Below are 14,077 nucleotides of genomic sequence, written 5' to 3'. Positions count from 1 at the left end.
AAGCCCGCTCGCCACAGGTGTTTGCTCGCCACAGATGTCTGCTCAGCATAGGCGTAGTGGTTACTTGGACAGGAAGCGCATTCCTTCCTCCAATCCCCGCAAGGTCAGCGGGTACATCTGATCCTCCACCAGATCACGAACGATCCCGGTGGACGCCGTGTAATTCCAGGTGTCCTTCGGATACGGATTGATCCAGATAAGCTTCTTGTACTTGGCCATGAAGCGCTGCATCCACACATAGCCAGCTTCTTCGTTCCAGTGCTCGACACTGCCGCCGGCCTGGGTGATTTCATACGGCGCCATGGCCGCGTCACCGATGAAGATCACTTTGTAGTCGGCGCCGTACTTGTGCAGCAGGTCCTGGGTCGAGGTGCGTTCCGAGCCCCGGCGCAGGTTGTTCTTCCACACCGATTCATAGACGAAATTGTGGAAGTAGAAGTACTCCAGGTGCTTGAACTCGGTCTTGCAGGCCGAGAACAGCTCCTCGCAGATCCTCACATGGGCGTCCATCGAGCCGCCGATGTCGAACAGCAGCAACAACTTGATGGTGTTGCGCCGTTCCGGGCGCATCTGGATATTCAACAGGCCGGCATCGCGAGCCGTGTGGTCGATGGTGCCGTCGATATCCAGCTCTTCCGCCGCGCCCTGGCGCGCGAACTTGCGCAGGCGGCGCAAGGCTACCTTGATATTGCGCGTGCCCAGTTCGACCTGGTCGTCGAGGTTCTTGTACTCGCGCTGGTCCCAGACCTTGACCGCCTTGCCCTGGCGCTTGCCAGCGTCGCCGACGCGAATGCCTTCGGGGTTGAAACCGCCCGAGCCAAACGGGCTGGTGCCGCCGGTGCCGATCCACTTGTTGCCGCCAGCGTGACGTTCCTTCTGTTCTTCCAGGCGCTTCTTGAATTCCTCGATCAGCTTGTCCAGGCCGCCGAGGGACTGGATCTGCGCGCGCTCTTCGTCGCTCAGCGAACGCTCGAACTCCTTGCGCAGCCAGTCTTCGGGAATCAGGGCCTGGAGGTGCTGGTCAAGTTTTTCCAGGCCATTGAAGTAGGCACCGAACGCCCGGTCGAATTTGTCGAAATGCCGCTCGTCCTTCACCAGGATCGCCCGGGCGAGGTAGTAGAACTCGTCCATGTCGGCGAAGGTCACGCGCTGTTTCAGCGCGTTGATCAGGTCGAGCAGCTCGCGCACCGACACCGGAACCTTGGCGGCGCGCATTTCATTGAACAGATTGAGCAGCATGGCAATGGCCCTTGAATGAACGTGGGTCTGTTCGAAAGCTCGCCGCGCGGGCCGCTTTCGCACTGAGCCTAACGGCTGCCGCGCCGGCTCATGAAGGCCAGGCGTTCAAGCAACTGCACGTCCTGTTCGTTCTTCACCAGGGCCCCGGCCAAAGGCGGAATGGCCTTGGTCGGATCGCGCTCGCGCAGTACCGCTTCGCCGATATTGTCGGCCATCAGCAGTTTCAGCCAGTCCACCAATTCCGAGGTCGATGGCTTTTTCTTCAGGCCCGGGACCTTGCGCACATCGAAGAATACGTCGAGGGCTTCGCTGACCAGGTCCTTCTTGATGTTCGGGTAGTGCACGTCGACGATTTTCTGCAGGGTGACGCGGTCTGGAAAGGCGATGTAGTGGAAGAAGCAGCGGCGCAGGAAGGCGTCCGGCAGCTCTTTTTCGTTATTGGAGGTAATGATGATGATCGGGCGTTTCTTCGCCTTGATGGTTTCATCGATCTCGTAGACGTAGAACTCCATCTTGTCGAGTTCTTGCAGCAGGTCGTTGGGGAACTCGATGTCGGCCTTGTCGATTTCGTCGATCAGCAGGATCACCCGCTCGTCGGATTCGAACGCTTCCCACAGCTTGCCCTTTTTCAGGTAGTTGCGAACGTCGTGGACCTTCTCGTTGCCCAGCTGCGAGTCGCGCAGGCGGCTGACCGCATCGTACTCGTAGAGGCCCTGGTGCGCCTTGGTGGTCGATTTGATATGCCAGGTGATCAGCTTGGCGCCGAAGGATTCGGCCAGTTGTTCGGCCAGCATGGTCTTGCCGGTGCCGGGCTCGCCCTTGACCAGCAGCGGACGCTCCAGCGTGATGGCGGCGTTCACCGCCAGCTTCAGGTCATCGGTGGCGACGTAGGCCTGGGTGCCTTCGAACTTCATCTGCAATTCCTCGGACGATAACGCCGGCCGGGTTCGACGGCGGGCGGGGGAAAACCATGGCCGACTATAACGCGACGCCCGGCCGAGTGTGAACGCAGACGGCTTATTCAGTCTCTGAATGAAGCGTCGGATCATGACCGGGTCCGTTGCGCGCCATCGCTGCGCGAGGTGTCCCGACTGGACGCCCGCAACCCTGAGGCATAACCTTTAAAGTTCCCGTCAACGCTGCACGAAAGGACCCCGTCATGAGCCGTATTTTTGCAGACAACGCGCACTCCATCGGTAATACGCCGCTGATCCAGATCAACCGTATCGCGCCCCGTGGCGTGACGATCCTGGCCAAGATCGAAGGGCGTAACCCTGGGTACTCGGTGAAATGCCGGATCGGTGCCAACATGATCTGGGACGCCGAAAGCAGCGGCAAACTCAAGTCGGGCATGACCATTGTCGAACCGACCTCCGGCAATACCGGCATCGGCCTGGCGTTCGTGGCCGCCGCGCGGGGCTACAAGCTGCTGCTGACCATGCCGTCCTCCATGAGCCTGGAACGGCGCAAGGTACTCAAGGCACTGGGCGCGGAGTTGATATTGACCGAACCGGCCAAGGGCATGAAGGGGGCCATTGAAAAGGCCACGGAGATTGTCGCGAGCGACCCGGGCCAATACTTCATGCCGGCGCAGTTCGACAACCCGGCCAACCCGGCCATCCATGAAAAGACCACCGGCCCGGAAATCTGGAACGATACCGACGGCGCGGTGGATGTGCTGGTGGCCGGCGTCGGCACTGGCGGCACCATTACCGGGGTTTCGCGCTATATCAAGTTGACCCGGCACAAGCCGATCCTCTCGGTGGCGGTGGAGCCGCTCACCTCGCCGGTGATCAGTCAGACCCTGGCTGGCGCCGAGGTCAAGCCGAGCCCGCACAAGATCCAGGGCATCGGCGCCGGTTTCGTGCCGAAAAACCTCGATCTGGCAATGGTCGACCGAGTCGAACTGGTGACCGACGAAGAGTCCAAGGCCATGGCCCTGCGGTTGATGCAGGAGGAGGGGATTCTCTGCGGGATTTCCAGCGGCGCGGCCATGGCGGTTGCCGTGCGCTTGGCGCAGACGCCGGAAATGCAGGGCAAGACCATCGTCGTGGTGTTGCCGGACTCCGCTGAGCGTTACCTGTCGAGCATGTTGTTCAGCGATCTGTTCAGCGAACAGGAGATGCAGCAATAACCCGGCAGGGGCAGGGCAATACCTCACTGACCTGGATCAGCTACCGTTCAGCCGTTTCTTGTTAAAAAGAGGCTTTATTGCCGAATCGGCAACACTGAATCTGTGAAGCCATGGGTTTTTCCCGGCGCCGGTAATGTTTATCATGGCCGGCTGCCACGTGGGGTGAGTCGAGCGGCACCGGCACACTTGTGCGTTGCCCATTTTCGAGGAGTGTTGAATGAGCTTTTCCTTTGCCGCCAAGGCCACAGTCCTGCTGCTGTTCCTCGGCAGTACGCTTTATGTGCATCTGCGTGGCAAGGCGCGTCTGCCGCTATTGCGCCAGTTCGTCAACCATTCCGCCGCTTTCGCGCCGTATAACGCCTTGATGTACCTGTTTTCCAGCGTGCCGTCCAAGCCTTACCTGGACCGCAGCAAGTTTCCCGAGCTGGATGTGCTCAAGGACAACTGGCAGGCCATTCGCGAAGAGGCCATGCACCTGTTCGACGAAGGCTATATTCGTGCCGCCGAGAAGAACAACGATGCCGGTTTCGGCTCGTTCTTCAAGAAGGGCTGGAAGCGGTTCTACCTCAAGTGGTACGACAAGGCCCTGCCGTCGGCCGAGTTGCTGTGCCCGAAAACCGTGGCCCTGGTGAACTCGATCCCTAACGTCAAGGGCGCGATGTTCGCCCTGTTGCCTGGCGGCAGTCACCTCAATCCGCACCGTGACCCGTTTGCCGGTTCCTTGCGCTATCACCTGGGGTTGTCCACGCCGAACTCCGACGACTGCCGGATTTTTGTCGACGGCCAGGTCTATGCCTGGCGCGACGGCGAAGACGTGATGTTCGACGAGACCTACGTGCATTGGGTCAAGAACGAAACCGAGCAGACCCGCGTTATTCTGTTCTGCGATGTCGAGCGTCCGCTGAGCAGTCGTTTCATGACGGCGGTCAACCGCCGGGTCAGCGCCTTCCTCGGTCGCGCCACGGCTCCGCAGAACGTCGATGATGAGCGGGTCGGTGGGATCAACCAGGTCTATGCCTGGAGCAAACGTTTCAGTGACAAGATCAGTGGCATGGTCAAGCGCTTCAAACGCGCCAATCCGCAGGGCTATCGCGCCATGCGCCCGGTGCTGGCGGTCGTGGTGTTCGCCGCGCTCGGTTATTGGTTGTTCGGCTGACCCATTGCAATTGCTGCCGAGCGCTGGTTATAGTCGGCGCTCGGTGTTTCAACCGATTCACCTTCCTCGGTAAAAGATCAGCACATGCCCGTTTCCTTGCTCAATGCGGTAGTCGATTCAGCGCTCAACGCTGCGGTCGTGCCGTGCGGGAACCAGCAGCCTGTGCAGATCAGTCATTACCCCCCACCTGTCAGTAGCACGCCGGTGTACGCAGTCGTATCACCGCCGGGTGTTGGCTTTTTGGGCTGATCGGCAGTATTTGCCGTTCCCCTGTGCCCGCCTGAAAAAACTACTGAATGTTCAGCTTTGCGCTGAATCGGCTTTTGCCTGAATCACAGGTGGTATCCATGTCGGCTTTTTCAAAACAATCCGCAACCGCGGCGGCCTCGACGAGTCTGTTTGTCCTGCTCTGGAGCAGTGGGGCGATTTTCTCCAAATGGGGGTTGGCCCATGCCTCGCCGTTCGCTTTCCTGTTGATCCGTTTTTGCATCGCCCTGCTGGGGCTGATGGTGTTGGTCCCGCTGCTCAAGCTCAAGCTGCCGCGCAAGGGCAAGCCGCTGCTCTATGCGGCGGCAACTGGCCTGGTGTTGTTGGGGGCCTACCAGATTTTCTATCTGCTGGCCCTGGACCTGAAGGTTACGCCCGGGGTCATGGCAACGATCATGGGGGTGCAACCGATTCTTACGGCGGTGCTGATGGAGCGGCGGCGCTCCTGGAGTCGGATGTTCGGGCTGGGACTGGGGTTGGCGGGGCTGATCCTGGTGGTTTACCAGGGCATCGGCCTGGCCGGCATGTCCCTGGCCGGGATGCTGTTCGGTTTGCTGGCCCTGGCCAGCATGACCGCGGGGTCCATCATGCAGAAGCGCATCAGCGATAACCCACTGGGCACGCTGCCGGTGCAGTACCTGGCCGGGTTGTTGCTGTGTGGGATCTTCGTGCCGTTCCAGCCGTTCCACTTCGAAACCGGCAGCGGCTTTGTCGTGCCGGTGCTATGGATGGGCCTGGTAGTGTCGGTGCTGGCGACCTTGTTGCTGTACCGGCTGATTGCCCGGGGTAACCTGGTCAATGTCACCAGTCTGTTCTATCTGGTGCCGGCGGTGACGGCGGTGATGGATTACCTGATCTTCGGTAACCGCCTGGCGGCGCTGAGCATGCTCGGCATGGGGTTGATTATCGTCGGCTTTGTGTTTGTGTTTCGCAAGGCTGGCTAAACGGCGGTAACGGGCGCATTGGCCGGGTTTTACCGCGCCCGTTCCGGCCCCTTCGCGGGCAAGCTCCGCTCCCACAGTGTCCATGTCTGGCCGGGATTTTGCGGTGTGACCAGGTCCTGTGGGAGCGGAGCTTGCCCGCGAAGGGGCCTGGAGGTCAGCTGATAACTAGCGGTCAGCCACGCTGGCCACCTTCAACGCCGCCCCGGGCTTCAGTACCAGCCACAACGCCAGCGCAATCAACATCCCGCCATACACATGGGCCATGGACAGTGGCTCGTCAAGAAACAGCGCCCCCCACAGCACCCCGAACACTGGAATCATGAAGGTCACGGTCATCGACCTGACCGGGCCGATATCGCTGATCAGGCGGAAATACATGATGTAGGCAAACGCCGTGCACACCAGGCCCAAACCCAGCAGGGACAGCCAGACGCTGATCCCGCCCCAACTGGCCGGTGGATGGACGATGGCGCTGTAACCGAAGAACGGCAGGATCACCAGGGTCGCGCCGAACATGCTGCCCATGGCCGATAGCCGTGGATCGAGCCCCCCTTGATGGTCGAGCCAGCGGCGGGTGAGGAACCCGGCAAAGCCGTAACTGGTGGTCGCCAGCAGACACGCCATCGCCCCCATCAGTAATTCAAGGTTGAAGGTTACAGGTCCGGCGCGGGTCAATACCGCAACCCCGAACAAGCCGAGGAAGATCCCGAGCAGCTTGTTCCGGCTCAGTTTTTCGTGGAAGAACAGGCCGCCGATCAACACGCCCATCAGCGGTGTGGTGGCGTTGAAGATCGATGAATAACCGGCCGGCAGTACCTGGGCCGCGACCGAGTACAGGGTCGCTGGCAGCCCGGAGTTGATGACGCCGAGCATCAGGCAAACCTTGAACTTGCCTTTGAAGTCCCAGTTGATACGCATCAGCGTGAGGATCACCAGCAGCCCGACGGCGGCAATCGAAACACGAAAAAAAGCGCTCGGAAAAGCACCAAGTACGGGAGCAATGATCCGCATGAACAGGAAACTGGCACCCCAGACAGCGGCCAGTATGAACATGCGCAGGATATCGACGGGTCTCACGATGGCTTCCTTGGCAGGCTAGGGCGAGCCAGTGTCACCGCATGTAGTTGGCAAGGCAATGGTTGCGTTGCTCAAGCGTTGGCCTCTAAGCTCAAGCGAATCGTGAACAGCACAATCTCGAACAATAGCGCAGGGGTTCAACTATGCCGCAGCCATGGCCGGCCGCCGATATCGCCCGCATGATCCTCGATGGTTTCGACGATTACCGTGAGCACTTTCGGCAGATTACCGACGGCGCCCGCGCCCGTTTCGAAGGCGCCCGCTGGCAGGAAGCACAGGCCGCTTCGGCGGCACGCATCAACCTGTATGAAGAGAAGGTCGCTGAGGTCAATGCCCGGCTGCGCGCGACCTTTGATGAAAGTACCCTGCTGGATGTCACGCTCTGGCCCCTGGTGAAAAGCGCCTATATCAGCCTGATCGACCTGCGTTTCGACGATGAACTGGCGGAGACCTGGTACAACTCGACCTTTTGCGGCCTGTTCAGCCATGACCTGATCAGCGACGGTTGCATGTTCATTCACACCACCCGGCCCTCGCTGCGGCGGGCGCGGGCGGCGCAAACCCGTACCTACCGGCCCCAGGGCGAATTGTCGGGCATGCTCGAACAGATCTTTACCGACTACCGCTTCAGCGAGGCCTACGCTGATTTACCGGGCGACCTGCGGCGCCTGGAAGCCCAGTTGCGGGAAAACCTGCCGGACTGGGTGTGCAAGGATCCGGAATTGAACGTCGAACTGTTCTCGTCGGTGCTGTACCGCAACAAGGGCGCCTATCTGGTGGGGCGGATCTACACCCCGGATGAACAATGGCCACTGGTGATCCCGTTGCTGCACCGCGAAGGGCGTGGCATCCAGATCGATGCCCTGATTACCGACGAAGCCGAAGTGTCGATCATTTTTTCCTTCACCCGCTCCTATTTCATGGTGGATGTGCCGGTGCCGGCGGAGTTCATCGGCTTCCTCAAACGTATTCTGCCGGGCAAGCATATCGCCGAGCTGTACACCTCCATTGGCTTCTACAAGCACGGCAAGTCCGAGTTCTACCGGGCGCTGATCAATCACCTGGCCAACTCCGACGACCGTTTCATCATGGCCCCGGGTATCCGCGGCATGGTCATGAGCGTGTTTACCCTGCCGGGCTTCAACACCGTGTTCAAAATCATCAAGGACCGCTTTTCGCCATCGAAGAACGTCGACCGCGCCACGGTGATCGAGAAGTATCGGCTGGTGAAAAGTGTCGATCGGGTCGGGCGCATGGCCGATACCCAGGAGTTCGCCGACTTCCGCTTTCCCTTGAGCAAGTTCGAGCCGGCGTGCCTGGAGGAATTGCTTGAGGTGGCGCCATCGACGGTACAGGTCGAGGGCGACACGGTGCTGATCCGTCACTGCTGGACCGAGCGGCGCATGACCCCGCTGAACCTGTACCTGGAAAACGCCAATGATGCCCAGGTTCGCGAGGCGCTGGAGGACTATGGCCTGGCGATCAAGCAACTGGCCGCCGCCAATATCTTTCCCGGCGACATGCTGCTGAAGAACTTCGGCGTGACCCGTCATGGCCGCGTGGTGTTCTACGACTACGACGAGATCTGCTTCCTGACCGAAGCCAACTTCCGGCACATTCCCGCGCCGCGCACGCCCGAGGATGAAATGGCCTCGGAACCCTGGTATTCCATCGGGCCGATGGATGTGTTCCCGGAGGAGTTCCCGCCCTTCCTGTTTGCCGATATGACGCAGCGCCGGCTGTTCGACCAGTTGCATGGCGAGTTGTATGACGCCGACTACTGGAAAGGCCTGCAAGAGGCGATTCGGGCGGGCAAGGTGATCGACGTGTTTCCGTACCGGCGCAAGGAGCGGGATAACGAATAATCCGTCGGGGCGCTTCGGCAACGCAGTTGGCATCATTTTTCAGCGCAAATCTGCGACAATCCGCGCCTGCCTAAAATAGACGACCTTTGCGTACCTGATGACTGACGAATCGCCCGCTATCGACCAACTGCTGAAAAACCTCGACCAGGCCATGATTGCCGACCGCCACCGGTTGCGGCGGCAGTTGCTCGAGTTGCGCAAGAAGCCCGACGAAAGCAAGTTGGCCCAATGGGTCGAGCGGATGCGGGCATCCTGTGCCCAGGTCACGGCCCGCGCCAAGAGCGTGCCGGTGATTCGTTATGATGACAGCCTGCCCATCGCCGCCAAGCGCGATGAGATCAAGGCTGCCCTGCTCAAGCACCAGGTGCTGATTATCGCCGGTGAAACCGGTTCGGGCAAAACCACCCAGTTGCCGAAGATCTGCCTGGAAATCGGCCGTGGTCAGCACGGTCTGATCGGTCACACCCAGCCGCGCCGGATTGCCGCGCGCAGCGTGGCGAGCCGGGTCGCCGACGAGTTGGCCACGCCCCTGGGGGCGCTGGTCGGTTATCAGGTGCGCTTCGAAGACCAGAGCGAGGCCAATACCCTGGTCAAGCTGATGACTGACGGTATCCTCCTGGCGGAAACCCAGAATGACCGCTACCTGGAACGCTACGACACGATCATCGTCGACGAGGCCCACGAGCGCAGCCTGAATATCGACTTCCTGCTCGGCTACCTGAAAACCCTGCTGCCCCGGCGTCCGGACCTGAAGGTCATCATCACCTCGGCGACCATCGATCTGGAGCGTTTTTCCAAACACTTCAACGATGCACCGATTGTCGAAGTGTCCGGGCGGACCTTCCCGGTGGATACCTGGTACCGCCCACTGACTTCGCAACAGGATGAAGAGGGTAACAGTGTCGAGGACGACCTGACGGTGGACCAGGCGATTCTCGCCACTCTCGACGAGATCGCCGCTTTCGAGCGCAGCGAGCGCAAGAGCCCGGGCGATGTACTGGTGTTCCTGCCCGGCGAGCGGGAGATTCGCGACGCCGCGGACATGCTGCGCAAGGCCCAGCTCAAGCACACGGAAATCCTTCCTTTATATGCACGGCTGTCACCGGCCGAGCAGCAGCGGATTTTCCAGTCCCATCCGGGGCGTCGGGTGGTGCTGGCGACCAACGTCGCGGAAACCTCGCTGACCGTGCCGGGGATCCGCTACGTGATCGACAGCGGTACGGCGCGCATCAGCCGCTATAGCTACCGCGCCAAGGTCCAACGCCTGCCGATCGAAGCGGTTTCCCAGGCCAGTGCCAACCAGCGCAAGGGCCGTTGCGGGCGGGTCGAGCCGGGTATCTGCGTGCGCCTGTACAGTGAGGAGGACTTCAACGGCCGTGCGGAATTTACCGACCCGGAGATCCTGCGCACCAACCTCGCGGCGGTGATCCTGCAGATGCTGCACCTGCGCCTCGGCGAAATCACCGCATTTCCGTTTATCGAGCCGCCGGACGGCAAGGCCATCAGCGACGGTTTCAACCTGCTGCAAGAGCTCTCGGCGGTCACCCGCGAGAATCAGCTGACAGCGCTGGGCCGCCAGTTGGCGCGCCTGCCGGTGGACCCGCGGATGGGCCGCATGCTGCTGGAAGCGGCCACGCTCGGCAGCTTGCAGGAAGTGCTGATCGTCGCCAGCGCCATGTCGGTGCAGGACCCGCGCGAGCGTCCGCCCGAGCGCCAGCAGGCCGCCGACCAGGCCCACGCGCAATGGAAGGATGTGGACTCGGATTTCGCCGGCCTGATCAATGTCTGGCGCGGCTTCGAGGAGCAGCGCCAGGCCCTGGGCGCCAGTGCGTTGCGCAACTGGTGCCGGAAGAACTTCCTCAATTACCTGCGCCTGCGCGAGTGGCGCGACTCCCACCGCCAATTGGGCCTGATCTGCCGTGACCTGCAGTTGAGCGTCAACAAGGAACCGGCGGACTATCCCAAGCTGCACAAGGCGGTGTTGTCCGGGCTGCTCAGCCAGATCGGCCAGAAGACCGAAGAGGGTGACTACCTCGGCGCGCGCCAGCGCCGGTTCTGGGTCCATCCGTCCTCGGGGTTGGGCCGCAAGCGTCCGCAATGGTTGATGGCCGCCGAGTTGGTGGAAACCACCAAGCTTTATGCGCGCATGGTCGCCAAGATCGAGCCGGACTGGATCGAGCCCCTGGCCGGACACCTGATCAAGAAGAACCACTTCGAACCCCATTGGGAGAAGAAACGTGGCCAGGTCGTGGCCTTCGAACAGATCACCCTGTTCGGCCTGATCGTGGTCGGGCGCCGTCCGGTGCACTTCGGCCCCATTGATCCGCAGGCCTCTCGCGAGCTGTTTATCCGCGAGGCGCTGGTGCGCGGCGAGATCCAATCGAAAGCCAGGTGCCTGAGCGCCAACCAGCAATTGCTCGAACAACTCGATGAGTTGGAGGCCAAGGCCCGGCGCCGCGATATCCTGGCCGATGAAGAAACCCTGTTCGCCTTCTACGATGCGCGTCTGCCGGCGGAGATTCACCAGACCGCGACCTTCGACAGCTGGTATCGGGTCAACAGCCAGAAAGACCCGCAACTGTTGATCATGCGCGAAGAGGATGTGCTCGCCCGCGAAGCCAGTGAAGTCACCGCCGCGCATTATCCGGACACCCTGCACCTGGGCGACCTGGCCTTGGCCTTGAGCTATCACTTCGAGCCCAACCATCCGCGCGATGGCGTGACCCTGCGGGTGCCGGCACCCTTGTTGCCGGCCCTGCCCGGCGAGCGTCTGGAATGGCTGGTGCCGGGGGTGATCGAGGCCAAGTGCATCGCCCTGGTGCGTAACCTGCCCAAGGCCTTGCGCAAGAACTTCGTGCCAGTGCCGGATTTCGTCAAGGCCGCCCTGCAACGGATCGAGTTTGCCGAAGGCTCATTGCCCCAGGCGCTGGGCCGCGAGTTGCTGCGCATGACTGGCGCGCGGGTCGGCGACGAGGCTTGGGCCGAGGCGGCGCAGCAGGTGGAAAACCATCTGCGGATGAATCTGGAGATCGTCGACGCCCAGGGCAAGTTCCTCGGCGAAGGTCGCGATCTGGCCGAACTGACCGCACGTTTTGCCGAGGCCAGCCAGGCCGCCCTGGCCGTGCCGCAGACCGCGAAAAGCCAGCAGCCGGTGCAGGCCAAGGAGTTCGCCGCGGTGGCCCAGAGCACCCAACAGAAGATTGCCGGGCTGTCGATGACGGTGTACCCGGCGCTGGTGGAGGAGGGCGGCACGGTCAAGGAAGGGCGTTTCTCCACGCCGGCCGAAGCCGAGTTCCAGCATCGCCGGGCCTTGCAGCGCCTGTTGCTGCAACAGTTGGCCGAGCCGGCGAAGTTTCTCCGCGGCAAGCTGCCGGGCCTGACCGAACTGGGCTTGCTCCATCGCGAGCTGGGCCGGGTCGAGGCGCTGGTGGAAGATATTTTGCTGGCCAGCCTCGACAGTTGCGTACTGGAAGGGGAGGACAGCTTGCCGCGCGATGGCGTGGGGCTGGCCTCCCTGGCCGAACGCAAGCGCGGTGCCTGGATCGAGCATGCCGAGCGCCTGGCCCGTTTGAGCCTGGAGATTCTCAAGCTCTGGCACGTTCTGCAAAAACGCTTCAAGGGCAAGATCGACCTGGCCCAGGCAGTGGCGCTCAATGATATCAAGCAGCAGCTGAGTCAGCTTATTTATCCTGGTTTCGTCCGGCAGACGCCGGGTGCCTGGCTCAAGGAGTTGCCGCGTTACCTCAAGGCCATTGAACTACGCCTGGAGAAACTGCCGGCCCAGGTGCAGAAGGATCGGGTCTGGAGCACCGAACTGGCGGGGCTTTGGGCGCAATACCAGGCCCGCGCGGCCAAGCATGCCCAGGAAGGCAAGCGCGACCCGCAGCTGGAGCTTTACCGCTGGTGGCTGGAGGAGTATCGGGTGTCGTTGTTTGCCCAGCAGTTGGGGACCAAGGTGCCGATTTCGGACAAACGCCTGGGTAAACAATGGAGCCAGGTCGAAGCTTGACGCGCGGTTTTTTTCGCCGGGCTGCTGCAAACCGTTCAGTTGTGCTCCATTGATCTCGGTCCTAGGGCCAAATCCCGATGTTTATGGCACACTTGAAAGCTATAAATGCCGATTTCACGGTTTGAGCGCTGTTTGTCGGACCGGGTCGGAAGAAAACGACTCCAGGCCCATTCCCGCTTTCATGGGATTGGCCCTTTTATGTGTTGGTACGAATGTACCAATGCCTTCTGCCTGAACAGAATAGAGGAACGAGCGTGCATAACGTCGTCATCAGCGGCACCGGCCTGTACACCCCGGCCAACAGCATTTCCAACGAGGAGCTGGTGCAGTCTTTCAACACCTATGTGCAACAGTTCAACCTCGAAAACGCCGCCGCCATCGAGCGTGGTGAGCTTCAGGCGCTGACCGAGTCCAGCGCCGCGTTCATCGAGAAGGCATCCGGCATCAAGAGCCGTTTCGTGATGAACAAGGACGGTATCCTCGATCCGCGGCGCATGAAGCCGCGTCTGCCCGAACGCTCCAACGATGAGTGGTCGGTCCTTTGCCAGATGGCCATCGGCGCCGCCGAACAGGCGCTGCAACGCGCGGGCAAGACCGCCGCCGACATCGACGGGGTGATCGTCGCCTGTTCGAACCTGCAACGGGCCTACCCGGCTATCGCCATCGAGGTCCAGGAAGCCCTCGGTATCCAGGGGTTCGGCTTCGACATGAACGTCGCCTGTTCCTCGGCGACCTTCGGCATCCAGGCCGCCAGCAACAGCATCCAACTCGGCCAGGCCCGGGCGATCCTGATGGTCAACCCGGAAGTCTGCACCGGTCACCTGAACTTCCGCGACCGTGACAGCCATTTCATTTTCGGTGATGCGGCGACGGCGGTGATTCTGGAACGGGCCGACCTGGCGACTTCGCCCTATCAGTTCGATATTGTCGGCACCAAGTTGCTGACCAAGTTCTCCAATAACATCCGCAACAACTTCGGCTTCCTCAACCGCGCGGCGGAAGAGGGAATTGATACTCCGGACAAGCTGTTTGTCCAGGAAGGTCGCAAGGTGTTCCGCGATGTCTGCCCGATGGTGGCGGAGCTCATCGCTGCGCATTTGCAAGAGAACCAGTTGAATATTGGCGATGTGAAGCGCTTCTGGCTGCACCAGGCCAACCTCAGCATGAACCATCTGATCGTCAAGAAACTGCTGGGCCGCGAGGCGACGCTGGAAGAAGCGCCGGTGATTCTCGATACCTACGCCAACACCAGTTCGGCCGGCTCGGTGATTGCCTTCCACAAGAACCAGGACGACCTGGCCGCCGGATCGCTGGCTGTACTCAGTTCGTTCGGTGCCGGCTACTCGATCGGTAGCGTGATCCTGCGCAAGCGTTGAGTGCGCTTGC

General features: G+C 61.2%; 9 protein-coding genes. 6 read left to right on the top strand and 3 right to left on the bottom strand.

Annotation, left to right across the window (positions count from 1 at the left end; genetic code table 11):
* Window positions 1-60: 60 nt before the first annotated feature.
* Both PFEN_RS12255 and PFEN_RS12250 read right to left on the bottom strand, forming a co-directional pair.
* Window positions 61-1,239, bottom strand: coding sequence for a vWA domain-containing protein (locus tag PFEN_RS12255; protein ID WP_191487098.1), 1,179 nt, complete (start codon window positions 1,237-1,239; stop codon window positions 61-63).
* Window positions 1,240-1,307: 68 nt separating this feature from the next.
* A complete protein-coding gene (locus PFEN_RS12250) occupies window positions 1,308-2,153 on the bottom strand; it encodes an AAA family ATPase (RefSeq protein WP_191487097.1) in 846 nt (281 codons plus the stop codon).
* 245 nt (window positions 2,154-2,398) lie between these two features.
* On the opposite strand from PFEN_RS12250, the gene cysK reads away from it, so the two are divergent.
* The 3 genes from cysK to PFEN_RS12235 all read left to right on the top strand — a co-directional run bounded on the left by cysK (window position 2,399) and on the right by PFEN_RS12235 (window position 5,740).
* Window positions 2,399-3,373, top strand: a complete 975-nt coding sequence (gene cysK / locus PFEN_RS12245; RefSeq protein WP_191487096.1) for a cysteine synthase A — start codon at window positions 2,399-2,401, stop codon at window positions 3,371-3,373.
* A gap of 217 nt (window positions 3,374-3,590) precedes the next feature.
* The gene (locus PFEN_RS12240) at window positions 3,591-4,529 is read left to right on the top strand and encodes an aspartyl/asparaginyl beta-hydroxylase domain-containing protein (RefSeq protein ID WP_191487095.1); all 939 of its coding nucleotides are present in this window, start codon (window positions 3,591-3,593) and stop codon (window positions 4,527-4,529) included.
* A gap of 347 nt (window positions 4,530-4,876) precedes the next feature.
* Window positions 4,877-5,740 (top strand): DMT family transporter, encoded by an 864-nt coding sequence (locus tag PFEN_RS12235; RefSeq protein ID WP_191487094.1) that lies wholly within the window; start codon window positions 4,877-4,879, stop codon window positions 5,738-5,740.
* Between the two features lie 165 nt (window positions 5,741-5,905).
* Here PFEN_RS12235 and PFEN_RS12230 read toward each other — a convergent pair whose 3' ends face one another.
* A complete protein-coding gene (locus PFEN_RS12230) occupies window positions 5,906-6,817 on the bottom strand; it encodes a DMT family transporter (protein WP_191487093.1) in 912 nt (303 codons plus the stop codon).
* Window positions 6,818-6,960: 143 nt separating this feature from the next.
* Between PFEN_RS12230 and aceK the strand changes: the two genes are divergently transcribed.
* The 3 genes from aceK (at window position 6,961) to PFEN_RS12215 (ending at window position 14,067) form a co-directional block, all read left to right on the top strand.
* The gene (gene aceK, locus PFEN_RS12225; RefSeq protein WP_191487092.1) at window positions 6,961-8,682 is read left to right on the top strand and encodes a bifunctional isocitrate dehydrogenase kinase/phosphatase; all 1,722 of its coding nucleotides are present in this window, start codon (window positions 6,961-6,963) and stop codon (window positions 8,680-8,682) included.
* Between the two features lie 97 nt (window positions 8,683-8,779).
* Window positions 8,780-12,691, top strand: coding sequence for an ATP-dependent RNA helicase HrpA (gene hrpA, locus PFEN_RS12220; protein WP_191487091.1), 3,912 nt, complete (start codon window positions 8,780-8,782; stop codon window positions 12,689-12,691).
* 254 nt (window positions 12,692-12,945) lie between these two features.
* A complete protein-coding gene (locus tag PFEN_RS12215) occupies window positions 12,946-14,067 on the top strand; it encodes a beta-ketoacyl-ACP synthase III (protein ID WP_191487090.1) in 1,122 nt (373 codons plus the stop codon).
* Window positions 14,068-14,077 lie beyond the last annotated feature (10 nt).

This window comes from Pseudomonas sp. FEN, assembly GCF_904067045.1.
Taxonomy (GTDB): domain Bacteria; phylum Pseudomonadota; class Gammaproteobacteria; order Pseudomonadales; family Pseudomonadaceae; genus Aquipseudomonas.
This window is presented reverse-complemented; position numbering and strand designations above follow the sequence as displayed.

Coding starts and splice junctions, on each gene's coding strand:
- PFEN_RS12255 (WP_191487098.1), bottom strand. CDS start 1,239: ATGCTGCTCAATCTGTTCAATGAAATGCGCGCCGCCAAGGTTCCGGTG.
- PFEN_RS12250 (WP_191487097.1), bottom strand. CDS start 2,153: ATGAAGTTCGAAGGCACCCAGGCCTACGTCGCCACCGATGACCTGAAG.
- cysK (WP_191487096.1), top strand. CDS start 2,399: ATGAGCCGTATTTTTGCAGACAACGCGCACTCCATCGGTAATACGCCG.
- PFEN_RS12240 (WP_191487095.1), top strand. CDS start 3,591: ATGAGCTTTTCCTTTGCCGCCAAGGCCACAGTCCTGCTGCTGTTCCTC.
- PFEN_RS12235 (WP_191487094.1), top strand. CDS start 4,877: ATGTCGGCTTTTTCAAAACAATCCGCAACCGCGGCGGCCTCGACGAGT.
- aceK (WP_191487092.1), top strand. CDS start 6,961: ATGCCGCAGCCATGGCCGGCCGCCGATATCGCCCGCATGATCCTCGAT.
- hrpA (WP_191487091.1), top strand. CDS start 8,780: ATGACTGACGAATCGCCCGCTATCGACCAACTGCTGAAAAACCTCGAC.